This window comes from Pseudomonas sp. TNT2022 ID642 (genome assembly GCF_028656995.1).
Lineage (GTDB): Bacteria > Pseudomonadota > Gammaproteobacteria > Pseudomonadales > Pseudomonadaceae > Aquipseudomonas.
Map to the genome: position 1 here is coordinate 216483 of NZ_JAMDGW010000001.1, position 20902 is coordinate 237384.

The 20902-nt window shown below is 59.1% G+C and carries 12 protein-coding genes; 10 read left to right on the plus strand and 2 right to left on the minus strand.

The annotated features are described in order from the left end of the window. Nucleotides 1–313: 313 nt before the first annotated feature. The 8 genes from lptF (at nt 314) to pdxJ (ending at nt 8885) form a co-directional block, all read left to right on the plus strand. Nucleotides 314–1435 carry an LPS export ABC transporter permease LptF gene (gene lptF / locus M5G26_RS00985; RefSeq protein ID WP_007909044.1) on the plus strand — a complete coding sequence of 374 codons (1122 nt, stop codon included), beginning with the start codon at nt 314–316 and terminating at the stop codon, nt 1433–1435. Beyond that, nucleotides 1428–2489: an LPS export ABC transporter permease LptG gene (gene lptG / locus M5G26_RS00990; RefSeq protein WP_273914233.1), complete on the plus strand. Its 1062-nt coding sequence runs from the start codon at nt 1428–1430 to the stop codon at nt 2487–2489. The genes lptF and lptG overlap by 8 nt, the downstream gene beginning before the upstream one ends. A gap of 172 nt (nt 2490–2661) precedes the next feature. Then, entirely contained in the window at nt 2662–4461 is a 1800-nt protein-coding gene (gene lepA / locus M5G26_RS00995) for a translation elongation factor 4 (RefSeq protein WP_038357686.1), read from the plus strand. A gap of 5 nt (nt 4462–4466) precedes the next feature. Further along, the gene (gene lepB, locus M5G26_RS01000) at nt 4467–5321 is read left to right on the plus strand and encodes a signal peptidase I (RefSeq protein ID WP_038357688.1); all 855 of its coding nucleotides are present in this window, start codon (nt 4467–4469) and stop codon (nt 5319–5321) included. A 169-nt stretch (nt 5322–5490) separates the two neighbouring features. After that, nucleotides 5491–6180 carry a ribonuclease III gene (gene rnc, locus M5G26_RS01005; RefSeq protein ID WP_016986099.1) on the plus strand — a complete coding sequence of 230 codons (690 nt, stop codon included), beginning with the start codon at nt 5491–5493 and terminating at the stop codon, nt 6178–6180. Continuing rightward, nucleotides 6173–7075 carry a GTPase Era gene (era, locus tag M5G26_RS01010; RefSeq protein ID WP_007909024.1) on the plus strand — a complete coding sequence of 301 codons (903 nt, stop codon included), beginning with the start codon at nt 6173–6175 and terminating at the stop codon, nt 7073–7075. Before rnc ends, era begins: the two co-directional genes overlap by 8 nt. Before the next feature lie 166 nt (nt 7076–7241). Further along, nucleotides 7242–7931: a DNA repair protein RecO gene (gene recO / locus M5G26_RS01015; protein WP_038357692.1), complete on the plus strand. Its 690-nt coding sequence runs from the start codon at nt 7242–7244 to the stop codon at nt 7929–7931. 207 nt (nt 7932–8138) lie between these two features. Next, nucleotides 8139–8885, plus strand: a complete 747-nt coding sequence (gene pdxJ, locus M5G26_RS01020) for a pyridoxine 5'-phosphate synthase (RefSeq protein WP_047292711.1) — start codon at nt 8139–8141, stop codon at nt 8883–8885. An 83-nt stretch (nt 8886–8968) separates the two neighbouring features. Here the strand turns inward: pdxJ and mltF are convergent, their stop codons facing one another. After that, nucleotides 8969–10429, minus strand: coding sequence for a membrane-bound lytic murein transglycosylase MltF (gene mltF, locus M5G26_RS01025; protein ID WP_134174774.1), 1461 nt, complete (start codon nt 10427–10429; stop codon nt 8969–8971). 285 nt (nt 10430–10714) lie between these two features. On the opposite strand from mltF, the gene purL reads away from it, so the two are divergent. Both purL and M5G26_RS01035 read left to right on the plus strand, forming a co-directional pair. Further along, on the plus strand, nt 10715–14611 hold the full coding sequence (gene purL, locus M5G26_RS01030) for a phosphoribosylformylglycinamidine synthase (protein ID WP_150691928.1): 3897 nt from the start codon (nt 10715–10717) through the stop codon (nt 14609–14611). A 5-nt stretch (nt 14612–14616) separates the two neighbouring features. Next, complete coding sequence (locus tag M5G26_RS01035; protein ID WP_134174778.1) at nt 14617–14928, plus strand: Nif3-like dinuclear metal center hexameric protein; 312 nt, start codon at nt 14617–14619, stop codon at nt 14926–14928. A 69-nt stretch (nt 14929–14997) separates the two neighbouring features. Here the strand turns inward: M5G26_RS01035 and M5G26_RS01040 are convergent, their stop codons facing one another. Beyond that, nucleotides 14998–20790 (minus strand): membrane-targeted effector domain-containing toxin, encoded by a 5793-nt coding sequence (locus M5G26_RS01040; RefSeq protein ID WP_273914236.1) that lies wholly within the window; start codon nt 20788–20790, stop codon nt 14998–15000. Nucleotides 20791–20902: the final 112 nt, after the last annotated feature.

Sequence of the window (20902 nt, forward strand, 5' to 3'; positions counted from 1 at the left end):
GGCACAACCCGAAGGGCCGGGCCTGCTGTTGTGCAGGGCTGCGTTGCTCGAAGCTTATTTGGAATGACCAAACCACGCTTCTCGCGCCTTGCCCTGCACAACAGCAGACCCGGCGCGGTGTGAAAACTAATTGAGAACTCCCCCTAGGTTGTACGATCTTCAACGTATTGCATGCATGGATGAGTGTGCGCAGTGACAGGCGCCCCCAATCACAGGATAATGCCGCATCTTTTTTCGACGGCTCTGCGTTGCGGGCCGGTCGATGTGTTTGCTTGTTTGGCCGCCTTAGCCTGACAACCCTGGAGTGTCTGGTTTGATCGTCTTCCGTTATCTGTCCCGCGAAGTCCTGTTGACCCTCAGCGCCGTGAGTGCCGTGCTGTTGGTCATCATCATGAGCGGTCGCTTCATCAAATATCTGGCTCAGGCCGCTGCCGGCCAGCTCGATCCGGGCTCGCTGTTCCTGATCATGGGCTTTCGTCTGCCGGGTTTCCTGCAACTGATTCTGCCGCTCGGCCTGTTCCTCGGGATCCTGCTGGCGTACGGTCGCCTGTACCTGGAAAGCGAGATGACAGTGCTTTCGGCCACCGGCATGAGCCAGCAGAAGCTGTTTCGCATGACCTTGTTCCCAGCGACCCTGGTTGCGCTGGTCGTGGCGTGGCTGAGTCTGGGCCTGGCCCCGCAAGGCGCCAACCAGTTCCAGTTACTGCTGAACAAGCAGGACGCGCTGACCGAATTCGATACCCTCGAGCCGGGGCGTTTCCAGGCCCTGCGTGACGGTACTCGGGTGACCTACACCGAAACCCTGAGTGACGATCGCGTCAATCTGGGCAGCGTATTCATTTCGCAGAAGAACCTCGGTGCCGATCAAAAGGATCGCGGGATTTCCGTGCTGGTGGCCGAAAGCGGTCGCCAGGAAGTGCGCCCCGACGGCAACCGCTATTTGATCCTCGATAACGGCTACCGCTACGACGGCAGCCCGGGTCAGGCCGATTACCGTGCCATTCATTACGAAACCTACGGCGTGCTGTTGCCCAAGCCGGACGTCAGCGAAGAAGTCACCGACCGTGACGCCATGCCGACCTCGTCTCTGCTGGGCAGCGATGACATCCGCTCGAAAACCGAACTGCAATGGCGTTTGTCCCTGCCGCTGCTGGTATTTATCGTGACCCTGATGGCGGTGCCGCTGTCGCGCGTCAATCCGCGCCAAGGGCGTTTCCTCAAGTTGCTGCCGGCGATTCTCCTTTATATGGCTTACCTGACCATTCTGATTGCCGCCCGCGGTGCCCTCGAGAAGGGCAAGATCCCGCCGGCCCTAGGTCTGTGGTGGGTGCATGCGATCTTCTTGTTCATCGGCCTTGGCCTGCTCTATTGGGAGCCGCTACGCCTGAAGATGGCCAGCCGTCGCTCCGCAGCGCTGGAGGTGGCCCGTGGTTAAACTCGATCGCTACATCGGCAGCAGCGTGTTCATGGCGATCATTGCTGTGCTGGCAATCATTCTCGGTCTGGCGACCTTGTTTGCCTTTATCGATGAGATGGGTGACGTCAGCGAAACCTACACGCTGGTCGATGTTCTGAGCTTTGTGTTGCTGACCGCGCCGCGCCGTCTCTACGAAATGTTGCCAATGGCCGCATTGATCGGTTGCCTGATCGGCCTCGGCAGTCTGGCCAGCAGCAGTGAGCTGACGGTCATGCGCGCTGCGGGCGTGTCCATCGGCCGTATCGTCTGGGCTGTAATGAAGCCAATGCTGGTGCTGATGCTGGCCGGCGTGCTGATCGGCGAATACGTCGCTCCAGCGACCGAAAGCATGGCCCAGGCCAATCGCTCGCTGGCGCAGGGCAGCGGCGACGCGCAAAGCGCCAAGCACGGTATGTGGCACCGTCAGGGAGAAGAGTTCATTCACATCAACGCCGTGCAACCGAACGGCCTGTTGTATGGTGTGACGCGCTATCACTTCGATAAAGAGCGCCACCTGCTGAGTTCGAGCTTCGCCAAGAAGGCCGAATTCGATGGCAATAAATGGCAGCTCACCGACGTTGCCACCACGCTGTTCCATGAGCGCAGTACTGAAGTCGTCAATGCCCCGAGCGAGCAATGGGACGTGGCGTTGAGCCCGCAACTGCTCAGCACCGTGGTCATGGCCCCGGAATCGCTGTCGATCAGCGGTCTGTGGGGCTATATCCACTATTTGTCCGAGCAGGGCTTGAGCAATGGTCGCTACTGGCTGGCATTTTGGGTCAAGGTGTTGCAACCGCTGGTCACTGCCGCGCTGGTTCTGATGGCGATCTCCTTCATCTTCGGCCCGCTGCGTTCGGTGACCCTCGGTCAGCGGGTGTTCACCGGCGTGCTGGTGGGCTTCACCTTCCGTATCGTCCAGGATTTGCTCGGCCCGTCGAGCCTGGTGTTCGGTTTCTCGCCGCTGTTTGCGGTGCTGGTACCGGCCGGTGTCTGTGCGCTGGCGGGTGTCTGGCTGCTGCGAAGAGCCGGTTGATGCGCGCTTTTTTACCCGCGCTTTGAACTTGAAAACGCCCCGGTCGACAGATCGGGGCGTTTTTGCATGCAATCCGGATGACAGGCGAACGTGACGCTTGCGCCGTGTATCAGGTACAATTCCCGGCTATTTTTCGGCGGGCCATGCCTGCAGCCTTTTTGAGTGTTGATCCGTGAGTGATTTGAGTCATATCCGCAATTTCTCCATCATCGCCCACATTGACCATGGCAAGTCGACGCTGGCCGATCGCTTCATCCAGATGTGCGGCGGCCTGGCCGAGCGTGAAATGGAAGCCCAGGTACTGGACTCCATGGATCTGGAGCGTGAACGCGGGATCACCATCAAGGCCCACAGCGTCACCCTTTATTACACGGCCAAAGATGGCATCAAGTATCAGCTGAACTTCATTGACACCCCGGGCCACGTCGACTTCACCTACGAAGTCAGCCGTTCCCTGGCCGCGTGTGAAGGTGCCTTGCTGGTAGTGGATGCCGGTCAGGGCGTTGAAGCTCAGTCCGTAGCCAACTGCTACACCGCGATCGAGCAGGGCCTTGAGGTCATGCCGGTGCTGAACAAGATCGACCTGCCGCAGGCCGACCCTGATCGCGTCAAAGACGAAATCGAGAAGATCATTGGCATCGATGCCACCGACGCCGTCACCTGCAGCGCCAAGACCGGCCTGGGTGTCGACGAAGTGCTCGAGCGTCTGGTGCACACCATTCCTGCGCCGACCGGCAATATCGAAGATCCGCTGCAAGCGTTGATCATCGACTCCTGGTTCGACAACTACCTGGGCGTTGTCTCCCTGGTACGCGTGCGTCATGGTCGCGTGAAGAAGGGTGACAAGATCCTCGTCAAGTCCACCGGCAAGATCCATCTGGTCGACAGCGTTGGCGTGTTCAACCCGAAACACACTGCCACGTCTGACCTCAAGGCCGGTGAAGTGGGCTTTATCATCGCCAGCATCAAGGACATTCACGGTGCACCGGTCGGTGACACCCTGACCCTGAGCTCGACCCCGGACGTTGAAGTGCTGCCCGGCTTCAAACGCATCCAGCCACAGGTTTACGCCGGTCTGTTCCCGGTCAGCTCCGACGACTTCGAGGATTTCCGCGAAGCGCTGCAGAAGCTGACCCTCAACGACTCGTCGCTGCAATACACCCCGGAAAGCTCCGATGCACTGGGCTTCGGCTTCCGTTGCGGGTTCCTCGGCATGCTGCACATGGAAATCATCCAGGAACGTCTCGAGCGCGAGTACGACCTGGACCTGATCACCACGGCACCGACGGTAATTTTCGAACTGGTGCTGAAAACCGGTGAAACGATTTACGTCGACAACCCGTCCAAGCTGCCGGATGTCTCGTCGATCGAAGACATGCGCGAGCCGATCGTGCGCGCCAACATTCTGGTGCCGCAGGAACACCTGGGCAACGTCATCACCCTGTGCATCGAGAAGCGCGGCGTTCAAGTCGACATGCTGTTCCTCGGCAATCAGGTGCAAGTCACCTACGACCTGCCGATGAACGAAGTGGTCCTGGACTTCTTCGACCGTCTCAAATCCACCAGCCGTGGCTATGCTTCGCTGGATTACCATTTCGACCGTTACCAATCGGCTAATCTGGTGAAACTGGACGTGCTGATCAACGGCGACAAGGTCGATGCCCTGGCGTTGATCGTGCACCGTGACAACTCGCACTACAAAGGTCGCCAGTTGACCGAGAAAATGAAAGAACTGATTCCTCGTCAGATGTTCGACGTAGCCATCCAGGCCGCCATTGGTGGTCAGATCGTTGCCCGGACCACCGTCAAGGCACTCAGAAAGAACGTATTGGCCAAATGCTACGGCGGTGACGTCAGCCGTAAGAAGAAACTGCTCGAGAAGCAAAAGGCCGGTAAGAAACGCATGAAGCAGGTCGGCAACGTGGAAATTCCACAAGAAGCCTTCCTTGCAGTGCTCAGGTTGGATAGTTAGGTCCTATGTCACTAAATTTCCCGCTGTTGCTGGTCATCGCCGTGTTCGTCTGCGGCCTGTTGGCGTTGCTTGATCTGTTGATCCTGGCGCCGCGTCGGCGTGCTGCCATTGCCTCTTATCAAGGCAGTGTCAGTCAGCCCGATGTCGTGGTGGTCGAGAAACTGAACAAAGAGCCGCTGCTGGTTGAATACGGCAAGTCGTTCTTCCCGGTGTTGTTCATCGTGCTGGTGCTGCGTTCGTTCCTTGTGGAACCGTTCCAGATCCCGTCCGGTTCGATGAAGCCAACCCTGGACGTCGGCGACTTCATTCTGGTGAACAAGTTTTCTTACGGGATCCGCCTGCCGGTGATCGACAAGAAAATCATCGAAGTCGGTGATCCACAGCGTGGCGATGTGATGGTGTTCCGCTACCCGAGCGATCCGAACGTCAACTACATCAAGCGTGTGGTTGGCCTGCCGGGCGACACGGTGCGTTACACCGCTGACAAGCGTCTGTTTGTGAATGGCGAATCGATTGCCGAGCAAATGGTCGGCGCCGAGCCGGGCACACTGGGCAGCGCCGAACTGTACAAAGAGAAACTGGGCGCCGCCGAGCATCTGATCCGCAAGGAAATGAGCCGCTACCGCGCCACGCCGGATCGCTCGTGGACAGTGCCTGCCGGGCACTATTTCATGATGGGCGACAACCGCGACAACTCGAACGACAGTCGCTATTGGGATGATCCGAACATTCCCAAGGATCTGCTGGGCATGGTTCCCGACCAGAATATCGTCGGCAAGGCCTTCGCGGTCTGGATGAGCTGGCCGGAACCGAAACTCAGTCACCTGCCGAATTTTTCGCGGGTTGGCCTGATCAAGTAATTACACACGGCGCTGTTGACCACAGCGCCGAATGCATTTCTGGAGCCGGCACAATCGGCTTCGCAATCGCCAGGATTTAATTTTTGAACACAGCGTTAATTGTCCCAGGCCTGCGCCGCATCCCGGCGATGGCAGTGGAATCCAGCCACGAACTCAGCGTGGGTAAACCGTGAGCGTTTCTCTAAGCCGTCTCGAGCGCCAGCTCGGTTACACCTTCAAGGATCAGGAGCTGATGCTGCTGGCCCTGACGCACCGCAGTTTTGCCGGGCGCAACAACGAACGCCTGGAATTCCTCGGCGATGCCATCCTCAACTTCGTCGCTGGCGAGGCGCTGTTCGATCGCTTCCCGCTGGCCCGCGAAGGCCAGTTGTCGCGTTTGCGCGCACGTTTGGTAAAAGGTGAGACGCTGGCCGTACTGGCGCGCGGTTTTGACCTTGGTGATTACTTGCGACTGGGTTCCGGTGAGCTGAAGAGCGGCGGTTTCCGTCGTGAATCGATTCTGGCCGATGCCCTCGAAGCCTTGATCGGTGCGATCTATCTCGACGCCGGCATGGATATGGCGCGCGAGCGTGTACTGGCCTGGCTGGCTGGTGAGTTCGAAGGCTTGACGCTGGTCGACACCAACAAGGACCCGAAAACCCGTCTGCAGGAACACCTGCAATCGCGCGGTTGCGATCTGCCACGCTATGAAGTGGTGGATATCCAGGGCGAGCCGCACTGCCGAACCTTCTTCGTCGAGTGCGAAGTTGTCTTACTGAATGAAAAAAGCCGAGGTCAGGGTGTGAGCCGTCGTATTGCCGAACAGGTAGCGGCCGCCGCAGCACTGATTGCCCTGGGCGTGGAGAATGGCAATGACTGATACAAACGCAACTCGCTGTGGCTATGTTGCCATCGTCGGCCGTCCCAACGTCGGTAAGTCGACGCTGCTGAACCACATCCTTGGCCAGAAGCTCGCGATCACTTCGCGCAAGCCGCAGACCACTCGCCACAACATGCTCGGGATCAAAACCGAGGGTGACGTGCAAGCAATCTACGTCGACACCCCGGGCATGCACAAGGGTGGCGAAAAGGCCCTCAACCGTTACATGAACAAGACCGCTTCGGCCGCGTTGAAAGACGTCGACGTGGTGATCTTCGTCGTTGACCGCACCAAGTGGACCGACGAAGACCAGATGGTCCTCGAGCGCGTGCAATACGTAACTGGCCCGCTGATCGTCGCGCTGAACAAGACCGACCGCATCGAAGACAAAGCCGAGTTGATGCCGCACCTGAGCTGGTTGCAGGAACAGCTGCCGAACGCGCAGATCATTCCGATTTCCGCGCAGCACGGGCACAACCTCGACGCGCTGGAAAAGGTCATCGCTGACCATCTGCCGGAGAACGATCACTTCTTCCCGGAAGACCAGATCACTGACCGCAGCAGCCGCTTCCTCGCCGCCGAGCTGGTGCGCGAGAAAATCATGCGCCAGATGGGCGCCGAGCTGCCGTACCAGATCACCGTCGAGATCGAAGAGTTCAAGCAGCAGGGTAAAACCCTGCACATCCACGCTTTGATCCTCGTTGAACGTGACGGCCAGAAGAAGATCATCATTGGCGACAAGGGCGAGCGCATCAAACGCATCGGTACCGAAGCGCGCAAGGACATGGAGCTGCTGTTCGACTCCAAGATCATGCTCAACCTGTGGGTCAAGGTGAAGGGCGGCTGGTCCGACGACGAGCGTGCGCTGCGTTCGCTGGGTTACGGCGACCTGTAATCACCGTTCCAGAGAACACCGATACCCACTGTGGGAGCGAGCCTGCTCGCGAAGAGGATGTAACATTCAGCATTGATGTTGACTGTCACTCCGCTTTCGCGAGCAGACTCGCTCCCACAGTGGTTTTGGGTTGTGTGTAAATCTGCGTTTCTTCATCGAGAACTCAATGTCGCAAAACCCGCCTCCCGCCCAACCCGCCTACGTCCTGCACAGTCGCGCCTACCGCGAAACCAGTGCGTTGGTGGATTTCCTCACGCCGCAAGGGCGGCTGCGGGCGGTGTTGCGCAGTGCGCGGGGCAAGGCCGGGACATTGGCGCGGCCGTTCGTGTCGCTGGAAGTCGAATTCCGTGGCAAGGGTGAGTTGAAGAATGTCGGGCGCATGGAGAGTTCTGGCACTTCGGCGTGGCTCAATGGCGAGGCGCTGTTCAGCGGTCTCTACCTGAATGAATTGCTGATTCGCCTGCTGCCTGCCGAAGACCCGCACCCGGGGGTCTTTGATCACTACGCCGCGACTTTGCTGGCACTGGCCGAGGGGCGACCGCTGGAGCCATTGCTGCGCTCCTTCGAATGGCGGCTGCTGGATGATCTTGGTTACGGCTTTTCGTTGAACACTGATGTCCATGGCGAACCCGTCGCGCCGGACGGTCTCTATCGTCTGCAAGTGGATGCCGGTCTTGAGCGAGTCTTCCTGCTGCAACCGGGCCTGTTCAACGGCGTTGAGCTACTGGCCATGGCCGAAGCCGACTGGACCGCGCCCGGTGCGCTGTCCGCCGCCAAGCGCTTGATGCGCCAGGCATTGGCCGTTCATTTGGGCGGTCGTCCTCTCGTCAGTCGTGAGCTGTTTCGCAAGCCCTAAGGGTCTGTTTACGTCTGGACGTGGCGCAACGGGCGCTGGCTGCGCGCAGGGCCGCGTTGCTCGGAACTCATTTGGCGCAACCAAACTTCGTTCCTCGCGCCTTGCCCTGCACTCAGCCAGCATCCCGTTGCCGCCGCGCCCAGACGTAAACAGACCCTTCACCGTGTATGCTGTGCGCCGAATCTTTTCCTTCAGGAGCGCGCATCCGTGACCACCAGCAATCGCATTCTTCTTGGCGTGAACATCGACCACGTCGCCACCCTGCGTCAGGCCCGTGGCACGCGCTATCCGGATCCGGTCAAGGCTGCACTGGACGCGGAAGAGGCGGGCGCCGATGGCATCACCGTGCACCTGCGTGAAGACCGCCGACACATTCAGGAGCGCGATGTTCTGCTGCTCAAGGACGTGCTGCAAACCCGCATGAACTTCGAAATGGGCGTCACCGAAGAAATGATGGCGTTCGCCGAACGCATCCGTCCGGCGCACATTTGCCTGGTACCGGAAACCCGTCAGGAGCTGACCACTGAAGGTGGTCTGGATGTAGCGGGGCAGGAGGAACGCATCAAGGCAGCGGTCGAGCGTCTGTCGAAGATCGGCAGCGAAGTGTCGCTGTTCATCGATGCCGACGAGCGCCAGATTGCTGCGTCGAAGCGTGTTGGTGCGCCAGCCATCGAGCTGCACACCGGTCGTTATGCCGATGCTGAAACCCCGACCGAAGTGGCTGAAGAATTGAAGCGTGTGGCGGACGGTGTGGCGTTTGGTCTGGCCCAAGGTCTGATCGTCAATGCCGGTCATGGCCTGCACTATCACAACGTTGAGGCGGTGGCGGCGATCAAGGGGATCAACGAGCTGAACATCGGCCATGCGCTGGTGGCGCATGCGTTGTTCGTCGGCTTCAAGTCTGCCGTGTCCGAGATGAAAGCGCTGATTCTGGCGGCTGCTCTCAAGGGTTAAGATCAAGAGATCGCAGCCTTCGGCAGCTCCTGCATTGGAATGTGTATCCCTGTAGGAGCTGCCGAAGGCTGCGATCTTTTGCTTTAAAGCGGGGCAGGTTCTTGAGCGGGTTTTGACTTGTCGATGGCCGGCACATGCAAATTGCCTTCAGCCACCTGGTCGCCCTCAAGTTGCGGCTGGGTCACCCAGGTCAAAATGTCGTAGTAGCGACGAATGTTCGCCACAAAGTGCACCGGCTCGCCGCCACGGGCGTAGCCATAACGGGTTTTGCTGTACCACTGCTTTTGCGACAGGCGCGGCAGGATCTTCTTCACATCCAGCCATTTGTCCGGGTTCAACCCTTCCTTGGCCGTCAGCTTGCGCGCGTCATCCAGATGGCCGCTGCCGACGTTGTACGCCGCCAGCGCGAACCAGGTGCGATCCGGCTCCTTGATCGAGTCGTCGAGCTGGTCCTTCATGTAAGCCAGGTACTTGGCGCCGCCCATGATGCTCTGCTTGGGGTCGAGGCGGTTGGATACGCCCATCGCCTGCGCGGTGTTCTGGGTCAGCATCATCAGCCCGCGCACGCCGGTTTTCGAGGTGACGGTCGGTTGCCACAATGATTCCTGATAACCGATCGCCGCCAGCAGGCGCCAGTCGACTTTCTCTTTCTTCGCGTAGTTCTTGAAGTGCTGTTCGTATTTCGGCAGGCGCTGCTGCAAGTGCTGGGCGAAGGTCGTAGCGCCCATATAGCCAAGCACATCGACGTGACCGTAATAACGATCCTTCAAGCGTTGCAAGGTGCCGTTCTTCTGCACCTTGTCCAGATACGCGTTGATTTCGTTGAGCAGGCTGTTGTCTTCGCCCGGGCCGACCGCCCAGCTCTGGCTGCGCGCATCGCCAAGGTCGAAGGCCACGCGAATATTGGTGAAGTAAACCTGGTTCATCGCCACTTCGTTGGAGTCGACCAGGGTCAGGTCAATCTGACCTTCATCGACCATGCGTAGCAGGTCGACCACTTCAACCGCATCGGACTCTTCATAGTCGATGCCGGGGAATTTCTTTTTCAGCTCCGCCAGTTGTTCGGCATGGGTACTGCCTTTGAGCACCATGATCTTCTTGCCGACCAGATCACCAGGATCGGTCGGCCGCGACTGGCCGTTGCGATAGATGATCTGCGGGGTGACTTCAAGGTAGGAGTGCGAGAACCGCACCTGCTGCTTGCGCTGATCGCTGCTGACCAGACCGGCGGCAGCCAACACCGGGCCGTTGGGTTTGCCGATCTGATCGAAAAGGTCATCGAGGTTGTCGGCGGTCTCGATCTTGAGTTCTACGCCCAAATCGTCGGCGAAGCGCTTCACCAGCTCGTATTCGAAGCCGGTTTCACCGCTGCGATCCTGAAAGTAGGTGGCGGGGCTGTTACGGGTAATCACCCGCAGCACACCATCCTCCTTTATGCGCTCCAGTGTGTTGGGTTTATCAACACAGCCACTGAGCATCAGGAAGAGTCCGGTTGCGATCAGCCATTTGGCGTACCGCGGACGCAAAGCCGTTGGAAAAAACATCTGCGCAGTATACGCAAACGGCCACGGGCGCCATATCTCGACAGCGCAGGACGAGTCTGCTAGAGATCACAAAACCGAGCGAAACCCCACAGGAATGGGCTTGTGCGGCTTTTTGTTACAGTAAAAATAAGCCGTCGTTACATCGTCGATTTACCTGACTCTCGAGGCAGAAACACAGATTGGTGTCCGAGTGCAACCGTGCGTAGCGTTTCGGGTGATGTTGAGGGCGGTTTAGGCTAGAATGCACGGCCTCAAAGCACACCCCTTCCCGAGGCTGTCCCGAAGATGTTGATCCTGCGCGGCGCTCCTGCCCTTTCTGCCTTTCGCCACAGCAAACTCCTTGAGCAACTGAGCCAGAAGGTTCCAGCTGTCAGTGGCCTGTATGCTGAATTCGCTCACTTCGCCGAAGTCACCGGCGTCCTGACCGGCGACGAACAGCAGGTGCTTGCGCGCCTTCTGAAGTACGGTCCAAGCGTTCCGGTACAAGAGCCGACCGGTCGTCTGTTTCTGGTGTTGCCGCGTTTCGGCACCATCTCGCCATGGTCGAGCAAGGCCAGCGATATCGCCCGCAACTGCGGCCTGAGCAAGATCCAGCGTCTGGAGCGCGGTATCGCGTTCTACGTGGCCGGTCAGTTCAGCGAAGCCGAAGCCCAGCAGATTGCCGATGTATTGCATGACCGCATGACGCAAATCGTTCTGGCCAATCTCGAACAGGCCGCCGGTCTGTTCAGCCACGCCGAACCGAAACCGCTGACCGCGATCGACATCCTCGGTGGCGGTCGCGCCGCGCTGGAAAAAGCCAACACCGAGCTGGGCCTGGCCCTGGCTGAAGACGAAATCGACTATCTGGTCAACGCCTTCAACGGTCTCAAGCGCAACCCGCACGACATCGAACTGATGATGTTCGCCCAGGCCAACTCCGAGCACTGCCGCCACAAGATCTTCAACGCCAGTTGGGATATTGATGGCGAGAACCAGGAAAAAAGCCTGTTCGGCATGATCAAGAACACCTACGTGATGCACAGCGAAGGCGTTCTGTCGGCTTATAAGGACAACGCCTCGGTGATCGTCGGCAACGTTGCCGGCCGTTTCTTCCCGAACCCTGAGACCCGCCAGTACGGCGCGGTGCAGGAGCCGGTGCACATCCTGATGAAGGTTGAAACCCACAACCACCCGACCGCGATCGCTCCGTTCCCGGGCGCGTCCACCGGTTCCGGTGGCGAGATCCGTGACGAAGGTGCAACCGGTCGCGGCGCCAAGCCAAAGGCTGGCCTGACCGGTTTCACCGTCTCCAACCTGCAGATCCCGGGCTTCGAACAGCCGTGGGAAGTGCCGTACGGCAAGCCTGAGCGCATCGTCACCGCGCTGGACATCATGATCGAAGGCCCGCTCGGCGGCGCCGCGTTCAACAACGAATTCGGTCGTCCGGCCCTGACTGGCTACTTCCGTACCTTCGAACAGTCGATCACCACCCCGCACGGTGACGAAGTTCGCGGTTACCACAAGCCGATCATGCTGGCTGGCGGCATGGGCAACATCCGTGAAGAACACGTCAAGAAGGGCGAGATCGTGGTCGGCTCCAAGCTGATCGTCCTCGGCGGCCCGGCGATGCTCATCGGTCTGGGCGGCGGCGCCGCTTCCTCGATGGCCACCGGCACCAGCTCGGCGGATCTCGACTTCGCTTCCGTACAGCGTGAAAACCCTGAAATGGAGCGTCGCTGCCAGGAAGTCATCGACCGTTGCTGGCAACTGGGTGACAAGAACCCGATCAGCTTCATCCACGACGTGGGTGCGGGCGGTCTGTCCAACGCCTTCCCTGAGCTGGTCAACGACGGCGACCGCGGTGGCCGTTTCGAACTGCGCAACATTCCAAACGACGAGCCGGGCATGGCCCCGCACGAAATCTGGTCCAACGAATCCCAGGAACGTTACGTTCTGGCCGTCGGTCCTGAAGACTTCGAGCGCTTCCAGGCGATCTGCGAACGCGAGCGTTGCCCGTTTGCAGTAGTCGGTGAAGCCACCGCCGAGCCGCAACTGACCGTGACCGACAGCCACTTCGGCAACAACCCGGTGGACATGCCACTGGAAGTGTTGCTGGGCAAAGCCCCGCGCATGCACCGTTCGGTGGTTCGCGAAGCCGAGCTGGGCGATGACTTCGATCCGTCGAACCTCGACATCACCGAAAGCATCGAGCGCGTTCTGCATCACCCGGCCGTGGCCAGCAAGAGCTTCCTGATCACTATCGGCGACCGCACCATCACCGGCCTTGTGGCCCGTGACCAGATGGTTGGCCCATGGCAGGTTCCAGTGGCCGACGTTGCCGTCACCGCCACCAGCTTCGACGTTTACACCGGTGAAGCAATGGCGATGGGCGAGCGCACTCCGCTGGCACTGCTGGACGCTCCGGCGTCGGGCCGTATGGCCATCGGCGAAACCCTGACCAACATTGCTGCTTCGCGCATCAACAAGATCTCCGACATCAAACTGTCGGCGAACTGGATGTCCGCTGCCGGGCACCCGGGCGAAGACGCGCGTCTGTACGACACCGTGAAAGCGGTCGGTATGGAACTGTGCCCTGAGCTGGGCATCACCATTCCGGTGGGCAAGGACTCGATGTCCATGGCCACTCGCTGGAACGATAACGGCGAAGAAAAAACCGTGACCTCGCCGATGTCGCTGATCGTGACCGGTTTCGCGCCAGTGGCTGACATCCGTCAGACCCTGACCCCGGAACTGCGCATGGACAAGGGCACCACCGACCTGATCCTGATCGACCTCGGTCGCGGTCAGAACCGTATGGGTGCTTCGATCCTTGCTCAGACACACGGCAAACTCGGCAAACACGCGCCGGACGTCGATGACGCCGAAGACCTGAAAGCCTTCTTCGCGGTGATCCAGGGCCTCAACGCCGACGGTCACCTGCTGGCTTACCACGACCGTTCCGACGGTGGTCTGCTGACTTCTGTAGTGGAAATGGCCTTCGCCGGTCACTGCGGTCTTAGCCTGAATCTGGACAGCGTTGCCGAGTCCTCGGCGGAAATCGCTGCAATCCTGTTCAACGAAGAACTGGGCGCAGTGATCCAGGTTCGTCAGGACGCCACGCCAGACATCCTCGCGCAATTCAGCGCGGCCGGTCTGGGCGACTGCGTGTCGGTGATCGGTCAGCCGATCAACAATGGCCAGATCAACATCACCTTCAACGGTGACACCGTGTTCGAAGGCCAGCGTCGTCTGCTGCAACGTACCTGGGCTGAAACCAGCTACCAGATCCAGCGTCTGCGCGACAACGCCGACTGCGCCGAGCAAGAGTTCGACGTGCTGCTGGAAGAGGACAACCCGGGCCTGAGCGTCAAGCTCAGCTACGACGTCAACCAGGACATCGCCGCGCCTTACATCAAGAAAGGCATCCGCCCTCAGGTTGCCGTGCTGCGTGAGCAGGGCGTCAACGGTCAGGTGGAAATGGCTGCCGCGTTCGACCGCGCCGGTTTCAACGCGATCGACGTGCACATGAGCGACATTCTGGCTGGCCGTGTCGACCTGAACGAGTTCAAAGGTCTGGTGGCGTGCGGTGGTTTCTCCTACGGCGACGTTCTCGGCGCCGGTGAGGGCTGGGCCAAGTCGGCACTGTTCAACAGCCGCGCCCGCGATGCGTTCCAGGGCTTCTTCGAGCGTAACGACAGCTTCACCCTCGGCGTGTGCAACGGTTGCCAGATGATGTCCAACCTGCACGAGCTGATCCCGGGTAGCGAGTTCTGGCCGCACTTCGTGCGCAACCGCTCTGAGCAGTTCGAAGCCCGTGTGGCGATGGTGCAGATCCAGGAATCGAACTCGATCTTCCTGCAGGGCATGGCCGGTTCGCGTATGCCGATCGCCATTGCTCACGGTGAAGGTCACGCCGAGTTCTCCAGCGAAGAGGCACTGCTGGAAGCCGATCTGTCGGGTTGCGTGGCGATGCGTTTCGTCGACAACCACGGCAAGGTCACCGAGCGTTATCCGGCCAACCCGAACGGCTCGCCGCGCGGGATTACCGGTCTCACCAGCCGTGATGGCCGTGTGACGATCATGATGCCGCACCCGGAGCGTGTGTTCCGTGCCGTGCAGAACTCGTGGCGTTCGGAAGACTGGAACGAAGATGCACCTTGGATGCGTATGTTCCGTAATGCGCGCGTCTGGGTGAACTAAGGCCTGTGTACAAGCTCGGTTTTTTTGTTCCTGACAGTCATGTCGAAGTGGTCAAAAGCGCTGTGTTCGCTGCCGGTGGTGGGCGGATCGGTGACTATGACCACTGTGCGTGGCAGGTGCTCGGTCTGGGCCAGTTTCGACCTTTGGACGGTAGTCAGCCGTTTATTGGAGAGGCGGGGCAGATCGAGCGGGTTGAGGAATGGAAGGTTGAGCTGGTGGTGGCGGATGAGTTGATCGTTGCCGTTGTGGCGGCGCTCAAGTTGAGCCATCCCTACGAGACGCCCGCTTATGAAGTGTGGCGGCTGGAAGATTTCTGATCTTCCTTGCTGCTGAAACATGAAACCCGCTGAGAGTGATCTCAGCGGGTTTTTTGTTGCGGGTAGCTTTTATCCGACGGCGGTCAAATTCTTGTCTTCTTCAAGCATATCGATCAGCTTCTGCAAATATTTGAAGCGCAGATCTTTCTTGCCCCACCGATCAATGTAAAACAAGCCTTTGTCATCCACCTGGATTGGCGTGGTGACAATGTCGCCGGTGTTTGACTTGTGCACCAGCCTGGTTTCGGCCGTGCCGGGGCGTTCGATCAGGAAGTGTCCGGACTCGGTCAACTTGCTCCGATCGGGAGATACAACCGGCGCGGGCCTGCTGGTTCCGGGAACAGCGACTTCCATCGTGAAGTCAGCACGTAAAGCACGGGTAGCAGGACTGGAACCAGGCTCCGTGACTTCCCATACCCCGCGACGGATACCGCGGGCCAGTTCAGGAGCGGTATCACGCACATGGACACCCACGGCTCCGAGCGTCTCGGCCAGGCCAGGCACGCCAAGGTTGTAATTGGTGTGCGCACTGCCAATCAGGGCGACCCATTTGTGCGGTCCGTTCGCCAGTTGATCGGCCTCGATGACTTGGGTGGCGAAATAGCTGAACATCTCGTTTCGTGACAGGTCCGGGTCATTCAGACCTTTGAGATGGTAGCTGGCGGTGCAATCGAGTGCCCTGATACGTATTTCGTATTTGGCGGCGGCCTGAACCACCTCTGTATAGGTATCGTTACCGATGTAGAAAGGCATGTGGCCGCTGTCCTGTTCCCTCAGGAAGGTTTTGAGTCGCTCGGGCATACGCTGGGTGCGAACAAAAAGATCCAGGTCGACCTGGTGCAGATCGGTCATCAGGTGCTCCATGTACAGTGTTTTGTACCCGGCCTTCTTGAGCCCCTTCATGTAGGCTTTGAGCAGCGCCTTGCTTGATACATGGGCATGCCCCTCACCGATCAACAGGTTCAAGCCATCGTCGGCCATTTGTTTGGAAAAAACGGTGAAATTGCTGCCATCGACAACCTGTGGCAACGTGACGGCGGGTGGTGGCGTAAAGTCGGTGAAAGCGTCTCTCGCCACCTTCTCCAAACGTGCACGACTGGCCATAAAGGCATCGTATGCCTCCCCCTGCGCTTTTCCAGGCGGACGGTAGCGGGGGTCCAATGAGTAGCGCTCCCTGCGCATTTGAACAATATCGTCACGCATCGACGTCGGTACGTCGAATTCACTGAAGTGCGAGGTGCTGGGGCCTGCAGTCTCTGGTGATTGAAGCAATGTCTGACGGATCTTGTGTGACGTGGGCAGTGCCACATGATAATCGCCCTTGGCCGCTGTATCGCCGGCGATATTGCCAGGTGTATCCACGCCGATGCGTGCTGGCTGACCCGGCGCGAGATCCTCGATGCGAATAGCGACGGCGTCGTGCAGGTCGGCCAGCCCCGGCGTACTTTCAAACGTGTTCATACGCGTCTGGTCAGTCATGACGATCCAGCGCTCTTCAGGTGCATCGGCAATATCGGCGGCAAGGGTCTTGGACGAGTAGAAATTTCTGATTTCGTTACCACGGGGGGTCAAGGGCGAGACGTCGGCCAGCACCAGGGCGCTGTCCACCTTGTAACTGGTAGACGCGTCCAGTGCTTTGACTTTCAAACCCTTCTCCCGAGCCGTGCGCACCAGGGCCACGTAAGAGAATGGCGCGTCGGGTCCGTGGCCCAGGGCCTTATCGACGGCCTTCAGATGGCGTTTGATGTGGCGCCAGGATTTACCCTTGTTGAATTTTTCCAGTTTGAGATGGAAGACGTCACCCGGTAGGTATTCGACATAGATGCGCTTGAAGCCACTGTCGACCAGCGCATCCATATGGGTGATCAGGGTCTGTTTGCTGGCGGTGGATTCTGGCAGCGCACCGATGACCAGATTTTTGCCGGCAAACGTGTCGCTCGCGATCAATTGTGGAAATGTCGTGCCGGGCTCGACGACAGGTACGCTGCCGCGCGCGGGCAAACGCATGCCGGCAAAGTGAAGCCCTGCATCCCGGGTCAGTTGTTCGACCTTTTCCAGGTAGACCTTGCGAGTGGAGGCCAGTTGTTCGATCACTCCGACGATTGCCAATTGCGGCGAGTCGCCCACGTAATCCTGGCTGCGCATGAGGATGTCTTCTCTGGTTTGCGGGTTCATCATCGTCTCGATACGGTCCCGGTATTTCGGCGGCATGCCATAGTCCTTGTGCGGGCCGGGCGTCTCATGCACTTGCTCGTATTTCGGCGCACCGCCGGAAATGCCACTGCGCACCATCACACCGTCGGAGTTGGGTTCGGCCAGAATGGCGGTCGATAGAAATCTGCCGGTTTCAGGGTCGCGGCGATGCAGCAAATATCGACCGATGGCGTCGGTCTTGTTTGATGCCCAAAGGGACTGGCCTCTGTAGACCACCGGTCGCATGTCCGACGTCAGCGGGTTGGGCTCAAGTTGATTAACCAGGGTCATGACACGCGCTTGTTCTTTGCGGACGCTGCCGGTACTAACGGTACTGCCGATGGTGTCGACGCTGGTGGTGCTGGTGCTGGTGCTGTCCACGCTGCCGGCGCTCAGGCGTAAACGACGGTTGACGGGGTTGAGCGAGCGAAGGGCGGGGCGCAGGTCGGTCAGTAGCGCGCCTGTACTGTTGAACAGATAGCCGAGAAAATGCTTGAGCGCCTCGCTGCTTTCACCGTGACGATAGGCGTGCAGGGCGAGCATGGCGTCCTTGAATGCCAGCAACAGACCGGTGCTCAGACTCAGCAGTGGAAAGGGTGCAGTGGCGATGGCGGTGAACCATTCGACGCACATCCAGGCCAGACCGGAGATCATCTCGGCACGGCTTTTCGTCGTGGCCTTGACGTCGTCGATCTTGCGCTGCAATTTCATGTTGTACAAACCCTGGCGCAGGTCGCTGACGGGTACCACCGCGTGGGTCGAGTCGTAACATGCAGTGCTGGAGGTGGTTCTGTCGAGGTCCTTGGGCAATTTGTTTTTGGCGGTTTCAAGGTAGTTGCGAATCTTCGTCTGGGATTGAACGCCTACCCGCCGGGTGAGGTATTCGACCATACCGTCCTGCTGTTTCAGCAGATAATTGAACAGTCTGGCTTCGCGAAAGCCGACGCCATCGGGGGCGCCGGGGGTATAGAGCAGCACCGGATTTTTTTCATGGCTGAACAGCCAGTTGTCGAGCACCCATTCGCCGTCGACCATCAGTCGGTGGATCGGGTATCTCGTTTGCCTCTGCTTCGATGCGTCCCCCATGCTGTCGATGCTCTGCTCAAGCCATGCCAGATCGCTACTGGCAATGTGGCCTTGCAGACGGCACTCCAGCGCCGCGCTTTTCATCTGGCGCTGGGTAATGGCCAGCGTGGTGTTGCGCCTGAAATCGTAGCCTCTGCTGGCAGGGCTTTGCAGGTCGTTTTTGACTTTGGTGGTGTACTGATCACCGATCCAGACCCCGGTGACTGAGCGTGCGACATTCTGCGCAGTCAGGTTGCTGATATCGACATCCGGCGGACCTTTGAAACGCGCCGAGCGGGAAAATTTTTCATCGAGAAAGCCGACCCCGTCAGCATACCCATCGCGGTACAGCTGGGTATAATTCTGCGGTTCCGGTGTCGATGAACGCACCATAGAGAGGGGCGAGTAGGCCCAGACTGTGTCCGGATCAACATCGTTGGCCGGGCGTTTGAGCACTCGGTTCAGACTTTTTTTGGCTTGCTCATGCAGGAAGGCTTCAAACGTCGGAAAGCGACTATCCGATAACTCGTGTTTGTCGAATGCCTGCAACGCGCCCTCGGCCTCTTCGGTCAGTGTCGACAGCTTTCTGCGGTTGGCTGCCGTGGCCGAGCGATACCATGCCGGTGTGCTGAAGTCATAGTCGTCGAGCCGCGTGGCCAACACGTGATCCGCCATCGCCCGCAGGCAGACGACATGGTTGCCGGTGTTTTCGAAGGTGACCTTTTTATACTCGTGGTCCTCAGGTTTGAGACTCAGACCTGAGAGCACTTTGTGCAGGTTTTGGCGAAAACGCATCGGTGCACGGCTGATCAGATACCCGGCCATGCTGTCGGCATCATCGCTGTGGCTGGCCCAACCCAGAATGTGCGTCTGGCATTCGAGCTCGCTGGCAAACGCCTGGAACTGCCGTTCTCGCGGTGCTTGTGGCGTGCAGAGCAATACCCGGGTGATGGCGCCTGTGCTGTTGCTTTGCCGCAGTACCCACAAATCCTGAAGTTGTGCGCCATGCACGGACAGTGTCGAAGCACGCAGGCGTGAGTGGCTGCCGCTGCGCAAATCCCGGATCAGTTGCAGATCACTCTCGAGCAGATGGCCTTGCAGCACAGCCGAATACGCCAGCGCGAGGATCCGTTGATCCAGCATGTGCTCGATGGCGGGTCTGATGACAGGCCGCGCCTGCATTGCTTTCTGCAAGTGATTGAAGTCGATGCGAGGCTGCAGGCTCAGCGCTTGCTCGACCAGCCATGCCGGCGTCACGTCCGAGTACGACTCCGGCAAGGGGGCGTCGTTGTAAGTGAGGGTGGTATAGCTGAGAAACTCCGAACCCGACAATTCATCCCCGGTATGCGGCCCGCGCAAGGACAGATCGAGCAGGTTGCGCTGGTGCTTGAAGACACCAAACCCGGTGACCCGACGTTGCGTGCTGATCTGCAGGTTTTGCGGTTCCAGGTCATCAATTTCCAGGTCATCGCTGAGGCGCTCAAGCCACTGCTGCCGGGCCAGCGTCATCAGGCTGGCCACCGGCCCCATCAGATCAAGCAGCTTTTGCCGTGCCTGATGATAGTTGCCTGTCAGCTGCGCCAGCTCGGTCTGCTTCGTGGTGCTGGCGCTGCGATACCAGCCCGGAGCACTGTTACGCAGGTGGCGTTCGAACAAGGTTTGCGCTTTCAGTTCCAGACGCTGCGCGAGATCCGGCAGTGCTCCGGCAATGGCCCGGTCGAGAGCCGTGAGCAACCGGGTAGCGTCTTGTTGCGGATTGTCGTCGAAGCTCAACGCGCGCTCGATATCCTGCGTGCGTTTATCGATCAGCACATCGCAGGTATGTTCAAACAGTGGCTTGCTGTCGATCGGCGACAGTTGCAACGGCCAGATCCCGGCTGCGCCGACATGGTGATAGCGCGTGGGCAGCATCCGCATGAATTCGCCAGAGCCGGTGCTTTGTTTGAAGTACTCAAGCAGTTGAGTATCGAGATCTGCCAGAGAGTCGAAGTACTCGACACCTCTTGCCGGCGTAAACAACACAACATAGCCGACGCTCTGATCTGTCAGCAGGTCGCTGACCCGGTGGCTGTCCTTTTCAGTGATGACAAAAGCACCGGCCAGCTCGACGGTGACATCCTGGTAGCTGAACTGCAAAGCGTACATGGCCGGACGCAGCATCGGTCCCAGTGCCGTTTTTTCCAGAAGCACGCCGGCTTCCGGCGGTAGCAGGCGATCCTTGACGGCCTGTCGTGCCTCGTGGCCGATGGCGGTGGAGCCGGCGTCGTTCTTCAAGAACGTTCTGGCGGGTTTGTCGTCGATCAGATCGCGAAGATCCATATTGATCAATTGCGTGTCGAGCTTGATTTTCAGTGTCGCGATCAGCTTCTTTCCTTCTTCGCTGTGCAGGTCAGTGGTTTCCAGCGCCTGATAAAGCTCGCGACTACGCTGCAGGAAGTTCTGGCGGTAAGTTTTCAGCTGTTCGTTCAGGCGTTTCAGGTAAGCCTGCTCGGCCGTCGGTGAATGTTCAGGCAGCAGCGGGGTTTCGATATTGAAAAGATGATGGCCGATCTGATTGAGATCGTTACTGATCTCGGCGGGCGTGGCTACAGTGGAAGTGCTCATCGGCACAGCCTCCATGCTGGTGGGAAGAGTCTTCAGCATGGCGAGGGTGGCAGAGGTGATGGTGGTACATATGTATTGAAGAACGCCAGCGAGGCCGCCGTAGGCCTGGTGC